12 protein-coding genes and 2 tRNA genes are annotated in these 13,287 nt (G+C 73.6%); 5 read left to right on the top strand and 9 right to left on the bottom strand.

Going from position 1 to position 13,287, the window contains the following annotated elements; genetic code table 11:
* Positions 1-108: 108 nt before the first annotated feature.
* A complete protein-coding gene (locus CP980_RS27060) occupies positions 109-1,773 on the top strand; it encodes a hypothetical protein (protein ID WP_132760348.1) in 1,665 nt (554 codons plus the stop codon).
* 51 nt (positions 1,774-1,824) lie between these two features.
* On the opposite strand, the gene CP980_RS27055 is transcribed toward CP980_RS27060, so the two are convergent.
* On the bottom strand, positions 1,825-2,385 hold the full coding sequence (locus CP980_RS27055; RefSeq protein WP_099893731.1) for an HIT family protein: 561 nt from the start codon (positions 2,383-2,385) through the stop codon (positions 1,825-1,827).
* 67 nt (positions 2,386-2,452) lie between these two features.
* Here CP980_RS27055 and CP980_RS27050 point away from each other — a divergent pair, with 67 nt between their 5' ends.
* Positions 2,453-3,148 carry a potassium channel family protein gene (locus CP980_RS27050; RefSeq protein WP_132760349.1) on the top strand — a complete coding sequence of 232 codons (696 nt, stop codon included), beginning with the start codon at positions 2,453-2,455 and terminating at the stop codon, positions 3,146-3,148.
* A 61-nt stretch (positions 3,149-3,209) separates the two neighbouring features.
* Here the strand turns inward: CP980_RS27050 and thrS are convergent, their stop codons facing one another.
* Both thrS and CP980_RS27040 read right to left on the bottom strand, forming a co-directional pair.
* On the bottom strand, positions 3,210-5,186 hold the full coding sequence (gene thrS, locus CP980_RS27045; protein WP_123515335.1) for a threonine--tRNA ligase: 1,977 nt from the start codon (positions 5,184-5,186) through the stop codon (positions 3,210-3,212).
* A gap of 141 nt (positions 5,187-5,327) precedes the next feature.
* Entirely contained in the window at positions 5,328-5,765 is a 438-nt protein-coding gene (locus CP980_RS27040) for a hypothetical protein (protein ID WP_150529258.1), read from the bottom strand.
* A gap of 154 nt (positions 5,766-5,919) precedes the next feature.
* Between CP980_RS27040 and CP980_RS27035 the strand changes: the two genes are divergently transcribed.
* Positions 5,920-6,525: a TetR/AcrR family transcriptional regulator gene (locus tag CP980_RS27035; RefSeq protein WP_132760351.1), complete on the top strand. Its 606-nt coding sequence runs from the start codon at positions 5,920-5,922 to the stop codon at positions 6,523-6,525.
* Here the strand turns inward: CP980_RS27035 and CP980_RS27030 are convergent.
* The gene (locus CP980_RS27030; protein ID WP_229907169.1) at positions 6,522-7,766 is read right to left on the bottom strand and encodes a hypothetical protein; all 1,245 of its coding nucleotides are present in this window, start codon (positions 7,764-7,766) and stop codon (positions 6,522-6,524) included. The genes CP980_RS27035 and CP980_RS27030 overlap by 4 nt on opposite strands.
* The gene (locus CP980_RS27025) at positions 7,766-8,356 is read right to left on the bottom strand and encodes a DUF4365 domain-containing protein (protein WP_150529257.1); all 591 of its coding nucleotides are present in this window, start codon (positions 8,354-8,356) and stop codon (positions 7,766-7,768) included. Before CP980_RS27025 ends, CP980_RS27030 begins: the two co-directional genes overlap by 1 nt.
* A gap of 231 nt (positions 8,357-8,587) precedes the next feature.
* On the opposite strand from CP980_RS27025, the gene CP980_RS27020 reads away from it, so the two are divergent.
* Positions 8,588-9,313 carry a 3'-5' exonuclease gene (locus CP980_RS27020; RefSeq protein ID WP_132760352.1) on the top strand — a complete coding sequence of 242 codons (726 nt, stop codon included), beginning with the start codon at positions 8,588-8,590 and terminating at the stop codon, positions 9,311-9,313.
* 70 nt (positions 9,314-9,383) lie between these two features.
* Here CP980_RS27020 and CP980_RS27015 read toward each other — a convergent pair.
* A tRNA-Val gene (locus CP980_RS27015) sits at positions 9,384-9,455 on the bottom strand.
* A 39-nt stretch (positions 9,456-9,494) separates the two neighbouring features.
* A complete protein-coding gene (locus tag CP980_RS27010) occupies positions 9,495-9,911 on the bottom strand; it encodes an SRPBCC family protein (protein ID WP_150529256.1) in 417 nt (138 codons plus the stop codon).
* Positions 9,912-10,085: 174 nt separating this feature from the next.
* Between CP980_RS27010 and CP980_RS27005 the strand changes: the two genes are divergently transcribed.
* Positions 10,086-12,464 (top strand): SCO7613 C-terminal domain-containing membrane protein, encoded by a 2,379-nt coding sequence (locus tag CP980_RS27005; protein ID WP_150529255.1) that lies wholly within the window; start codon positions 10,086-10,088, stop codon positions 12,462-12,464.
* Between the two features lie 77 nt (positions 12,465-12,541).
* On the opposite strand, the gene CP980_RS27000 is transcribed toward CP980_RS27005, so the two are convergent.
* Together CP980_RS27000 and CP980_RS26995 are read right to left on the bottom strand one after the other, a co-directional pair.
* Positions 12,542-12,613, bottom strand: a tRNA-Val gene (locus CP980_RS27000).
* Between the two features lie 57 nt (positions 12,614-12,670).
* Positions 12,671-13,141 carry a TIGR02611 family protein gene (locus tag CP980_RS26995; protein ID WP_132760355.1) on the bottom strand — a complete coding sequence of 157 codons (471 nt, stop codon included), beginning with the start codon at positions 13,139-13,141 and terminating at the stop codon, positions 12,671-12,673.
* Positions 13,142-13,287: the final 146 nt, after the last annotated feature.

Genomic DNA, 13,287 nt, shown 5'->3' with positions numbered 1-13,287 from the left:
GCCGCTTGCGGTGGGCGGCATTTCCCTGTCCCATGACCATGGGAAGAGATACGCCGATAGGCTCATCTGCGCGGCAAAAGAGCACAACGCACAGCGATGGGGGCAACGGTGGCGGACGACGGATTCGACTTCAGGCCCGGGGCGCAGGTCCCCCTCCAGGGGGGTGGTGGCCAGACCGCGGCGACCAACGCCCTCGCGTCGGCCGCGTACCGGGACGGCGGCAAGGACACCAAGCTGTCCGACATACTCAAGGCCGACAACGAGTACCACAAGTCCACGGTCAAGGCCCCGAAGATCTCGCTCTTCGAGCCCAACCTGGGCGAGGCGTTCTGCCGCGCCGTCGAGGCCCGTACCCTCGGCGCCGGCCGCAAACCGCTCATCCAGTCCTTCGGCCTCGACCCGCAGACCGTCGTCGAGCACTGCCTGGCCGCCTCGCGCATCCGCAAGGAGCGCGACCGCAAGCTGCGCCTGATCATGCTGGTGGCCGGCGTGGTCTTCCTGCCCGGCCTCCTGCTGTGGCTGGGCCTCTTCCAGCTCCGCAAGACGCTGTCCAAGGGGGACGGAAAGCGCTCGTGGCTGGGCACGCTCCTGCTCGTGGGCGTCGCCGTCATAGCGGCCGTGCTCATGTTCCGGCTGCCGTTCACCGGCTTCCTCGGCCTCTACCTGCGCGGCATGATCATCGCCCCGGCCGTGGGCTGGCTCCTGGCCCGCCGGATCTGCGAGGCCACCGCCGCCGACCTGCGCTCGCGCTGGGACGGGCTGCTGGCCGGCAGCGGCATCGGCGCGAAGATCCCGGAGGCGGTGCCCGGCAACCCCGACGAGAAGGCCCGTGAAGACCTGCGGCACTCGCTCGCCAAGCTCACGGCCGAGGACCGCAGCAACTCCGTCTTCTACGCCGGCCCCAAGGGCATCCTCGGCATGGGCACCCGCTGGGGCAGCTGGCAGATGGCCGAGGAGCTCGTGCCCAAGACCGAGGGCATGGAGATCCACCCGTTCCGCAGCTGGGACGTCATACGCGCGGTCGACGCCGAACTGCGCAAGCTGGAGCGCGGCCCGCTGCACACCGGCGGTCTGCCGCCCGCCTCGATCCAGCACTGGATCGTCACCCCGGTCGGCGAGGGCGCGGGCGAGGTGGCCCGTCCGACCGGCGCCGACGTGGACACCTTCCTCGTCAAACCGCACGAGATCACCCGGATCTGCAACGAGCAGCAGTTCAGCGGCGGCAACCGGCACTACCTCGGCATCCAGTACCCGCTCTGGGACGGCCAGTTGGTGATCACCATGCTGGTGACGGTCACCGTGCTCTACAAGACCCTGCGCGTGGAGGTGACCGGCCACGCCCTCGGGCCGGTGCACGGCCTGTTCACCAGCAAGTCGGCGGCGCCGAAGGTCGAGGTGCCCAAGTCGGTCCGGTTCTGGGAGACCGTCGAGCGGCCCCTGCCGCTGGTGGACGCCCAGGAAGTGGTCCGCCTCGCCGTCCGCGCCCCGCTGACCTGGTTCCCGCCGATACTCGACTACCTCGGCGGCAAGCTGGTCCTGCCCGAGCCCTTCGGCCTGCGCCACGTCTGGGCGGGCCAGCCCTGGCGCCACCGCTTCATGGCGGACGACGCCCTGCGCGCCGCCACCCCGGTCCTGCGGGCCGTGCACGCGGCCGCGCTGCGGGTGCTGGAGGAGAACGGCGCCGACATCGACCGCTTCAGCAACCGCTCGATGATCGTCAGCGGGCTCGTCCAGGACGCCGCCCCGCGCAAGGCGGACGCGTACGACGCCTAGACCCGGGGGGCCCGGAGCCGGTGCCGGCTCCGGGCCCCCCGGGTCGCGTTCCTAGCCGACGGGCCAGGCGTCGGCGAGCATCTGGCGGGTGTCCGCGAGGAGTTGGGGCAGCACCTTGGTGTGGCCGACGACCGGCATGAAGTTCGTGTCCCCGCCCCAGCGGGGCACGATGTGCTGGTGCAGGTGCGCCGCGATACCGGCCCCCGCGACCGAACCCTGGTTCATGCCGATGTTGAACCCGTGCGCCCCGGACGCCTTGCGCAGCGCGACCATCGCCCGCTTCGTGAGATCGGCCAGCTCGGCCGTCTCGGCGGGGTCGAGCTCCGTGTAGTCGGCGACGTGCCGGTACGGGACCACCATGAGGTGCCCGCCGTTGTACGGGTACAGGTTCAGCACGGCGTAGACGTGCTTGCCCCGGGCCACGACCAGGCCGTCCTGGTCGGACATCTCCGGAATCCCGCAGAAGGGACAGCCGTCCCCGGCCTCCGGACCGGTCGGCTTGTTCTCCCCCTGGATGTAGGCCATCCGGTGGGGCGTCCACAGACGCTGGAACGCGTCCTGCGTGCCCACACCGATCTGCTGCTCCGGCTCAGTCGTCATGGGATGCAGCATATGACCTTGCCCCCGGCGGGCGTGTCGCCGGGGCGGGGACCGGCACCGGGGCCGCGATGCTGGGCCCATGCGCGCACAAGCCGAGACCCGGGACGCCGTGTGGGAGCGCCGTACCGAGCTGCCCCTGTTCTACGCCTCGCTGGTCTTCCTCGCCGGGTACGCGGTCCGCGTCCTGGCCAACGACGCCCACAGCCTCTGGCGGGACGTCGCCAGCGTCGTGGTCCTGGTGACCTGGTTCTGCTTCATCGTGGACTTCCTGGTGCGGCTGGTCCTCAGCGGCCTGCGGCCGCGGCGCTTCATCCGGCTGCACTGGCTGGACGCCCTGGTCGTCCTGCTCCCGACGCTGCGGCCGCTGCGCATGGTCAAGGTCCACGACGCCATCGAGGCCAAGCACCACGACCGCCCGCGCCGCAGCCTCTACCCGCGCGTGATCACGTACGCCGGTCTCTCGTCGGTGCTGCTCGGCTTCTCCGGCTCGCTCGGCATGTACCACGTCGAACACACCGACCCGCACTCCCCGATCCACACGTTCTGGGACGCGGTCTGGTGCGTGTGCCAGACGCTGACGACGGTCGGCTACGGGGACGTGGCCCCGGTGACGGCGCGGGGGCGGCTGATCGCCGTCGGGCTGATGACCTTCGGCCTGGGCCTGCTGGGCGCCGTGACCGGTTCCTTCTCGTCCTGGCTGATCCAGGTCTTCCGCCGGGAGGGCGAGGAAGAGGGGCCCTCGGGAGGCGGAAGCTCTCCCGGGGCCCCTCGGTGAACCGCTGCGCGGGTCAGACCTGTCAGAGACCTGTCCTGTCAGACCTGTCCTGTCAGACCCGTCAGACCTGGACGCGGTCCTCGACGACCTTGGCCAGCTTGGCCAGCGCCTCGTCCTTGGCGATGCCGTTCTCCTGCGAACCGTCGCGGTAGCGGAAGGAGACGGTGCCCGCGGCCATGTCCTCGTCACCGACGATGATCATGAACGGGACCTTGAGCTTCTGGTGGTTGCGGATCTTCTTCTGCATGCGGTCGGAGGAGGCGTCCACCTCGACCCGCAGGCCCTTCTTCTTCGCCTCGGCGGCGAACTCCTGCAGGTACTCCACGTGCCCGTCGCCGATCGGGATGCCGACGGCCTGGACCGGGGCCAGCCACGGCGGCATGGCGCCCGCGTAGTGCTCCAGCAGCACCGCGAAGAACCGCTCGATCGAGCCGAACAGCGCGCGGTGGATCATGACCGGGCGCTGGCGCGAGCCGTCCGGGGCGGTGTACTCCAGGTTGAACCGCTCCGGCAGGTTGAAGTCGAGCTGCACGGTCGACATCTGCCAGGTACGGCCGATGGCGTCGCGCGCCTGCACGGAGATCTTCGGGCCGTAGAAGGCCGCGCCGCCCGGGTCGGGGGTCAGCGGGAGGCCCTGCTTCTCGGCGACCTGCTGGAGGACGGCGGTGGCCTCCTCCCAGACCTCGTCCGAGCCCACGAACTTCTCCGGGTCCTTGGTCGACAGCTCCAGGTAGAAGTCGGTCAGACCGTAGTCGCGGAGCAGGTTCAGCACGAAGGTGAGTGTGCGGTCGAGCTCCTCGGCCATCTGCTCGCGGGTGCAGTAGATGTGCGCGTCGTCCTGGGTGAAGCCGCGGGCCCGGGTCAGACCGTGGACCACGCCCGACTTCTCGTACCGGTACACGGTGCCGAACTCGAACAGGCGCAGCGGGAGCTCACGGTAGGAGCGGCCGCGCGCGTCGAAGATCAGGTTGTGCATCGGGCAGTTCATCGGCTTGAGGTAGTAGTCGGTACCACCGTCGAGCTGCATGGGGGGGTACATGCCCTCCGCGTACCAGTCCAGGTGGCCGCTCTTCTCGAAGAGGGCGCCCTTGGTGGCGTGCGGGGAGTAGACGAACTCGTAGCCCTCCTCCTCGTGCCGGCGGCGCGAGTAGTCCTCCATGGTCCGGCGGATGATGCCGCCGCGCGGGTGGAAGACGGCGAGGCCGGAGCCGATCTCGTCCGGGACGGAGAAGAGGTCGAGCTCGTTGCCCAGCTTGCGGTGGTCGCGCTTCTCGGCCTCGGCGAGGAAGTCGAGGTGGGCCTTCAGCTCTTCCTTCGAGGGCCAGGCGGTGCCGTAGATGCGCTGGAGCATCGGGTTCTTCTCGCTGCCGCGCCAGTAGGCGGCCGCGTTGCGCATGAGCTTGAACGCCGGGATGTTGCGGGTGGTGGGCAGGTGGGGACCGCGGCAGAGGTCCTTCCAGCACAGCTCGCCGGTCTTGGCGTCGAGGTTGTCGTAGATGGTCAGCTCGCCGCCGCCCACCTCGACGTTCGCCCCGTCGTCGGTCGAGGCCGAACCCTTGATGCCGATGAGCTCCAGCTTGTACGGCTCGTCGGCGAGCTCCTCGCGGGCCGCCTCGTCGGTGACGACGCGGCGGGAGAAGCGCTGGCCGCGCTTCTGGATCTCCTGCATCTTCTTCTCGACGGCCTTCAGGTCCTCCGGGGTGAAGGGCCGGGCCACGTCGAAGTCGTAGTAGAAGCCGTCGCGGACCGGCGGGCCGATGCCCAGCTTGGCCTCGGGGAAGAGCTCCTGCACGGCCTGCGCCATGACGTGCGCGGTCGAGTGGCGCAGGATGTTCAGGCCGTCCTCGGAGGAGATCTCCACCGGCTCGACGGTCTCGCCGTCCTTCACCTCGTACGAGAGGTCCTTCAGCTCACCCGCGACGCGCGCGGCGACGATGGTGCGCTCGCCGGCGAAGAGCTCGGCCGCCGTAGTGCCCGTGGCCACCACGCGCTCGTCCCGCTCGGAATCGCGTTGGATGATCACACGGACGTCTGACACCGGTCTCTCCTGACTCAGGGGATGCGCGAGCGAACGCCGCGCGCCTGAATCGTACCGAGCCACGGGGCTCCGCCGCGAAACGGTTGTTCCTTCACGGGATCGCCGGGGCGGACACCGTGCCCCGCCCGCTCGCCGGCGCGGCTACCCGGCCGCGAGTTCGGCGTTCGCCCTGGCCGCGACGTGGGCGAGCGCGCGGGCGGCGATCTCGCGCTCGGCCGCCGGGATGTCCGCGTACAGCCGTTCCGTCAGCCCGGCCACGGCGCCGGTGTAGCGCTCCTGGATGTCGCGCCCCTTCCCGGTGAGGCAGGGGCGCTCGCCTTCCACCAGCCCGGCACCGGCGAGTGCGCCGAGCAGGGCGTCCACCCGCGCGGCGCCGATCCGGAGCGTCGCGCCCACGTGGTCGGCGGCCCCGGCCCGGTCGAGCCCGTCGGCCACGGCCTTCAGGGCCACGGACTGGTGGAAGGTCAGCCCCGAGGCGGCGAGGAGCCGGTCCCGTACGGCGGCGATGGCGTGGTACGCGATGCCGATCGACCGGCCGTCGAGCAGGGGGGCGGAGGTGTCGGCGGGCGTGGCGGTCATGGCGGTCTCCTGAGGGGCGGGGCGCGGGACGCCGGAGTACGGGGCCTGGACCGGAGGATTCTCCGGTTGACGCCCCGCCAGCCTAAGTGGAGAGTCCTCCGTTTCTCAAGAGGTAACCGGAGAACTCTCCGCTACCTCGGCTACCCTGCTGCACATGACCCCCGCCCCCGCCGAGCGCGCCGACGCCGCCCGCAACCGCCTCCGCATCCTCGACGCCGCCCGGAGCCTCCTCGCGGCGGACGGCGCGGCCGATCTGTCCCTGGACGCGGTGGCCAAGGAGGCGGGCGTCGGGGTCGGTACGGTCTACCGGCGCTTCCACAACCGGGCGGGACTCGTCTACGCGCTGATCGAGGACAACGAGAACCTCTTCCAGGCGGCGTTCACGCGGCGCTGCGAGGAAGAGCGCCCCTCGGCGCACGAACGGCTGCGCGGCTTCCTGCACGGCCTGGCCGACCTCGTCGAGGCCAACAGGGGGCTGCTGCTCCTGGCCGAGGCGAGCGCCCCGGCCGGGCGCTACCACAGCGCCCCGTTCCGCCGGCACCACGAGCAGATCACCGGCATGGTCGCCGAGCTCGCCCCCGGCCCGGACGCCTGCTACCTCGCGGACCTGCTCCTCATGGCGTTCACACCCGGGCTGTTCGACTTCCAGCGCACCGGGCGCGGCTGGGACGTGGACCGCATCAAGGACGGACTCGACACTCTGGTCCGCGCCGTCGCGGCGGCGGGAGCGGCCGGCCCGCCCCCGCCCGACACCGCCTAGTCGTCCGAGGGGAGGACGTCCGTGGGGTCCAGCGCCTCGTCCAGGGACTTCATCAGGCGGTCGCGCTCGACCTCGTCCAGCGGGACCGGGCTCACGCCGGTGGCGTCCGTCAGGCGCCGGAAGCCGCCCCGGCGCTGCAGCCGCCCGCTCAACCGGATCGGCAGGCCCACCAGGTGCGCGTGCCCCGCCACCCGGTAGGCCTCCTCGTCCAGCACCGCCCGTACGTACGGCACCTCGGCCCCCGCCAGCACCCGCAGCCGGATCGTGCCCCCGCCGCCCGGTGCCGAACGCCGCATCCGGACCACCGCCCCCGCCACCCGCACCGGCACCGCCGGTTCGTCCCGGGTGTACCGCGCCGCCGCCTCCCGGAGCACCGGCAGGTCCCCCGGCGAGAACTCCACCGGCTCGGGGCGGGCCGCGCACCCCGCCGGAACCCCCGCCGCCGGAGCCCAGGCCAGCGCGATCCGGGCCCCCTCCGAGCCGCGCACCAGCGCGATCAGCGCGTCGGCCAGCTCCCGGCTGACCCCGGCCTCGACCGCCGCGTCGAACGCTTCCATGCCGCCGGTGGCCCGCCGGTAGTCCACGGCCTCCCGCGCCGCGTGCAGCGCGTGGTGCAGCCGGGTCACGGTGCCCCGCCCGCCGTCCACCGGGACGTACGCGGTGAGCACCCGCCCGCCCGGGGCCGGCCCCACCAGGACCCCGTCCAGGGCGCGTTCGGCCTGGCCGCGGTGGCGGGCGCCGTAGTACCCGGCCCTGGCCCGGTCCGCGAGCGCCCCGGCCAGCAGGAGCTGCCGGGCGGCCGAGCGGAGCTGCTCCTGCACCGTCCACGCCGCCGCGCCCTGGGGTCCGTACGGTCCCTCGGGGCCGTCCGGGATCCGGCGCTCCCAGCGGATCTCGTCGCTGGGCACGCTCAGTCCGTACAGCACCTCCCGCGCGGAGGGCAGCGCGCTGCGCGAGAGCGCCGTCAGCGCCTCCTCCAGCAGGTCCGCGCAGTCGGGGAAGGCCCGGCTCTCCGGTACGAGGAGGCTGGCACCCGCGCCGCCCGGCCCGTGGAGGGCGGGCGGCGTCCAGCGCCCGTACCGTCCCGCGGCCCCGCCCCGGCGCTGCCAGCCGTGCCGGTGCAGCAAGGCGCCCAGCACGGCCGGGTCGACGTGGGCGGGGTCGGGCGTCCCCGAGTCGGAGAAGTCCCCGTACTCCGACGGGGACCTCAGCGGTTCCAGGTTCGGTGAGTGCCAGTGCATCAAGGTGTCCCTCCCGACCCGACCCGGGTCATGATCTCGCACAGCGCCCGGTCGTCGAAGATCCGCGTGGTCGGGATCCGCACGGTGGTCCGGCGCCGGCCGGTCACGGGGTGCCCGGCGAGGTTGGTCCAGTAGCAGCAGTGCCGCAGATCGAGCCGGTCGTGGCCGGCGGCGAGCCACTGGTCGCGCTCGCGCGGGACGAGCATCACGACGAGGATCTTGTGGACGGCGACCGGTGTGCGGGCCAGCTTGACCAGGTGCTCGTTGTCGAGCGTGAACGCGAAGGTGGGCCCCGCCGGTCTGGGCGGTACCTGGTAGGTCGCCTTCAGCTGCACCTTGATGGTGACCTCGTCGTCGACGACGTGCTCGGGCGCGCCGTGGTTGACCTGCCAGTCGATGCCGTTGTCCGGAAAGGGCTGGGAGAGCGAGCAGCCGGCCGCGGCGGCGACGGCGTGCAGGTATCCCACCTGGAGGGTCTCCATGCAGGCGGTGGTGGCGAGCGTGCCGCGCAGCGGTCCGGTCCGGTCCACGTCGCGCGGACCGGACCGCCCCTGCAGCATCCCGCCCGGTTCGGGCTGCGCGAGCGCCATGGCCGGCTCCCCATGCCTTCCGGGCTCTGCCGAATGAGGGTGGTGTGGTGGGTGGGGTGACGACCGGTCATGTGTGCGGTCCCCCAGGGAAGTTGTCTCCGTAGCGGAAGGTCCGCAAACGGCGTACGGCGCAAACAGGCCGGGTATCACCGATGCGGGCGGGGGTGGCGCGTTCCGAGGCGGCGGCGCCCGGGTGCACCCCGACTGCCGATCGGGAACGAGGAGTTCGCCATGACGCGCTGGTATGAGGGGCCGCTGGCCGCATTCGACACGGAGACGACCGGGGTGGACGTGGAGCAGGACCGGATCGTGTCCGCCGCTCTCATCGTGCAGGAGTGTGCGGGCGGCCGGGTCCGCTCCACCCGCTGGCTGGTCAATCCCGGTATTCCGGTGCCCCCGGGCGCCACGGAAGTGCACGGTCTGACCGATGAGCACCTCCAGCGCAACGGGCGGTGGCCCGCGCCGGTGGTGGAGGAGATAGCCCGTGCGCTCGGGGAGCAGCTGGTGGCGGGCCGGCCGGTGGTGGTGATGAACGCGCCGTTCGACCTGACGCTGCTGGACCGGGAGTTGCGCCGGCACCGGGCGTCGACGCTGGCCCGGTACCTGGACAACCGGCCGCTGACGGTGCTGGATCCGCGGGTCCTGGACAAGCACCTGGACCGGTACCGCAAGGGGCGCCGGACGCTGACGGACCTGTGCGCGCACTACGGGATAGAGCTGGAGGCGGCGCATGACGCGGCGGCGGACGCGCTGGCCTCGCTGGAGCTCGTACGGGCGGTGGGGCGCCGGTTCGCGGCCCGGCTCGAGCGGCTGACCCCGGCGGAGCTGCACACGCTCCAGGCGGTGTGGCACGCGGCGCAGGCACGCGGGCTGCAGGCGTGGTTCGCCCGGCAGGGGACGCCGGAGGCGGTGGATCCGCACTGGCCGCTGCGGCCGGAGATGCCGGCGGCGGCGTAGGCCGGTGGCGGCAACGGGCCCCGCAGATGCGGAAGGCCGGTCCGTCGTGAGACGGACCGGCCTGACCCGGTGGGCGATACTGGGATCGAACCAGTGACCCCTTCGGTGTGAACGAAGTGCTCTCCCGCTGAGCTAATCGCCCGGGAACGGGTTGAACAATACAAGAGGCACGGGGTCTGGTTCAAACCGCTTCCGGCGGGGCGGCCAGCCGGGCAGCGAGGGCGTGCCGTCCGGCCCGCATCATCAGGGCGTGGTTGAGGCGGAACGCGGGCCGCGCCGGCACCGCGAGGCGCCGCAGCAGGGGGCTGCGCACCTCGACCTCCTGCTCGTACAGCGCCCGTGTCCCGCGCCCGCCCGCTCCCCGGCGGGCCCGTACTCGGATCTCGTACGGGAGCAGGGAGCGGATGAGCAGGGCGCCGCTGTGCCCGCCGGTCCGCTCGGCCTCGCGGACCTGGGGCCACCAGCGCGGGTAGTCGCCGGTCCGCTCCAGTACGGAGTAGACCCGCGCGGGCGGGGCGTCGAGGTCCCACACGCTGCGGAAGCGGTAGCGGTTCCAGCGGTCCAGGCGGCTGCGGTGGTCCAGGCGGCTGCGGTCCATGGCCCCAGTCTGGCCCGGCGGCGCCGGGCGCGGGGCGGGCTCGCGCACATCCACCCTTCCGTGCGCAGGGGTGCGCATGGGCGCCTGCGCGGGTGCGTACTCCCGTGTACTCAGCGGGGATCTGAGTACGCACACCCATGTCCTGACGGCGTGACGGGCGCCACACTCCGGAGCATGGCGACTCCACCACCACCGGGCACACCGCTGCCACCCGGGCACGAGCTGGCGCTCATCGACCGGGAGCTGACCCAACTCGACACCCGGCGTACGTACTTGCTGGCGCGGCGGGAGTGGCTGCTGCGGCTTCCGGTACCGCCGGCGGCGCCGAACGGCTGGGCCGCACACGCCCCCGGTTCCCCCGCCCGCCCGAAGGAGGCCTCGGCCCCCGGTGCGCAGAACGTGCTGCTGACGCTGGGCGCGGTCCTGCTGGCGGTGGCCGCACTGGCGTTCACGCTGGTCAGCTGGGGGTCCTTGGGGATCGCCGGGCGCAGCGCGGTGCTGGCCGTGGTGACGGCGGCGGCGCTCGGCGCGCCCGCGCCGCTGCTGCGCCGCGGTCTGCGGTCGACCGCCGAGTCGGTGGCGGCGGTGGGGCTGCTGCTGACGGTGCTGGACGCGTACGCGGTGTACGCGGTCGCGACCCCGGACACCGACGGCACGGCGTACGCGGCGGGGGCGGCGGCCGTGCTGGCGGCGCTCTGGGCGGGGTACGCCCGGGCGCTTCCCCGGCTCGTGGTCCCGCTGCCCGCGGCGCTGCTGACGGCGCAGCTCCCGCTGCCGCTGGCGGCGGTGGCCGCGGCGGCGGGTCCGGTGGGGACCGGCTGGGCGCTGCTGGCGACGGCGTCGCTGGACGCGGCCCTGGTGCTGCTGGTGCCCGGGGTCCGGGCGCGCGCGGCGGTGTCGGGTCCGGCTGCCGTGAGCGCGGCCGTCCTGGGGGCGGGGGCGCTGCTGAGCGGGCTGTCGGAGATGGCCCGGGCCGGTTCGGCGGGGGCGGCGGCCGGTCCGGCGCTGCTGCTGGCGGCGGGTGCGGCCCTCGGGGTCGCCGTGGCCTGGCGGGAGCCCTCCGCGACGGCGGCCTCGGCCGTGGGCGGCCTCGCGGGGATCGCCGCGGCGGGCGGTGCGCTCCGGCCCGAGCTGCCGCGGGACTGGCTGGTGGTGGCGTTCCTGCTGCTCGCCCTGCCCCTGCCGGTGGCCGGACGGGCGAGCGGGCTCCCGGCCGCGGTCGGGCGCGGCCTGACCGGGGCCGGTGCGGGGGTGGCCGCCCTGGCGGCGCTGTCGGCGCTGCTGCCGGTGGTGGGCTCGCTGGGGTCCCGGATCGTGGTGCTGGGCGAGGTGTGGGCGTCGACGACCCCCTCCCGGGAGGCGTACGGGCCGGGGGCGGCGGCCGCGGTGACCCTGCTGGTGGCGGCGGGGGCCGCCGGATGGCTGGCGCGCGGGGTGCCGCGCCCGGAGCCGGGGGTGATCGCGGTGGTGCTCGGCTGGGCGGGGCTGTTCGCGGCGCCGCTGCTGTGCGGTCTGCCGGTGGCGGCGGTGCTCGCGGTCCAGCTGGCGGTGACGGCGGCGGCCGGGGTGGGCGCGGTGCGGCTGGGGCGGGGCCCGGGGTACGCGGCGGCGGTGTGCGCGGCGGTCGGGGCGCTGAACCTGTCGGTGGCGGCGCTGGACGGCCGTACGGCCACCTTCGCGGTGTTCGGGCTGGTGGGTGCGGGCTGCGCGGCGGGGGCGGCGTGGCGGCCCGCTCCGCCGCTCGTGCGGGCCGGCGCGGCGGTGCTGGCCGTCGGGTACGCGGCGGCCGTGGCGGCGGCGCTGGGGGCGCTGTGGGGGCTCGCGGCGTCCTGGTGGGCGCTGCCGCTGCTGGCGGTCCCGGCGGCGGTGGCGGCGGCCGGGCCGCGGCTGGGCCGGGTGCGGCTCCCGGCGGAGGTCGCGGCGGGCGCGGTCGGCGCGGGGGCGCTGCTCCTCGCGAGCTGGCCGTGGGAGCCGGCCCGGGCGGCGCTGGTGTGTGCGCTGGCCGGGTCGGTCTGCGCGGGCGCTGCGGTGCGGGCGGAGCGGCGCGGGCTCGGCTGGGCGGCCGGGGCCCTGTTCGTGACGGCGACGTGGATCCGGCTGTCGGCGTCGGGGGTGCAGGTCCCCGAGGCGTACACGCTGCCGGTGACGGTGCCCGCGCTGGTGGTGGGCCTCCTGCGCCGCCGCGCGGACGCGCGGGCCTCGTCCTGGACGGCGTACGGGCCGGGGCTGGGCGCGACGCTGCTGCCGAGCCTGCTCGCGGCCTGGGGCGATGCGCACTGGCTGCGGCCGCTGCTGCTGGGCCTGGCGGCGCTGGCCGTGACCCTGCTCGGCGCGCACCGGCGGCTCCAGGCCCCGCTGCTGCTGGGCGGGGCCACCCTCGCGGCGGTGGCCCTGCACGAGCTGGCCCCGTACGTGGTCCAGGTCGCCGACGCGCTGCCGCGCTGGCTGCCCCCGGCGCTGGCCGGGCTGCTGCTCCTGGTGGTGGGGGCGACGTACGAGAAGCGGCTGCGGGACGCGCGCCGGCTGCGGGCGGCCTTCGGCCGGCTCCGGTAGCCGGGGAGCGGAGCGGAGTACGGCGGGAAACGCCAAGGGCCCGGAGACGGTGAAAGTCTCCGGGCCCTTGGTCCGGGTGGGCGATACTGGGTTCGAACCAGTGACCCCTTCGGTGTGAACGAAGTGCTCTCCCACTGAGCTAATCGCCCGGACGCACCGCAAACATTACCCCATGTCAGCGGTGGTTCCCGACCATCGGCGGTCCGTCACTGGTCCTTGAGGTTCCAGGGCAGCGTGAGCCCGTACTTCCACAGGTAGAAGCCGACCAGCGCGCCGGCGATCACGAGCCCGGCGCTGGTCAGGATGATGTTGCGGCGGCGGACCCTGGGGTCCAGCGCCTTCTGCGCGGCCTCGGTCACCTTGCGCTTGGTCCAGCGGAGCACCAGGTGGGCCCAGGCGAACTCGGTGGCCCAGATCGCCAGGCCCGCGAAGATCGCGACCCAGCCGGGGCCCGGCAGGACGAGCATGGCGATGCCCGCGCCGATGACGGCGAGGCCGACGACGAAGACGCCGACCTGCCAGCTCAGGTGCAGAGTGCGGCGCGACTTGATGAAGGCGGGAGCCTTCGACACGTGCGGCGCTTCTTCCGTGGTCTGCTGAGTGGCGTCATCGGCTGCGGACTCGACTCCGGACTCGGCTGCGGACCCCTGGGGCCCGCGGTCACTCCCCGTATTCATGAGCCCGAATCTACCGGAGCCGGAAGCACACGTGAATGCCGCTTTGGATCCGCCGTCCGAGGGACCCAGAGGTCCGCAAAACGGTCAGAGGGGTTTACAACGGCACCGTAGGTGGCATGTCGATTTCGCCGACGTGCGAATCCCCG

Source organism: Streptomyces vinaceus (assembly GCF_008704935.1).
Taxonomy (GTDB): domain Bacteria; phylum Actinomycetota; class Actinomycetes; order Streptomycetales; family Streptomycetaceae; genus Streptomyces; species Streptomyces vinaceus.
This window is presented reverse-complemented; position numbering and strand designations above follow the sequence as displayed.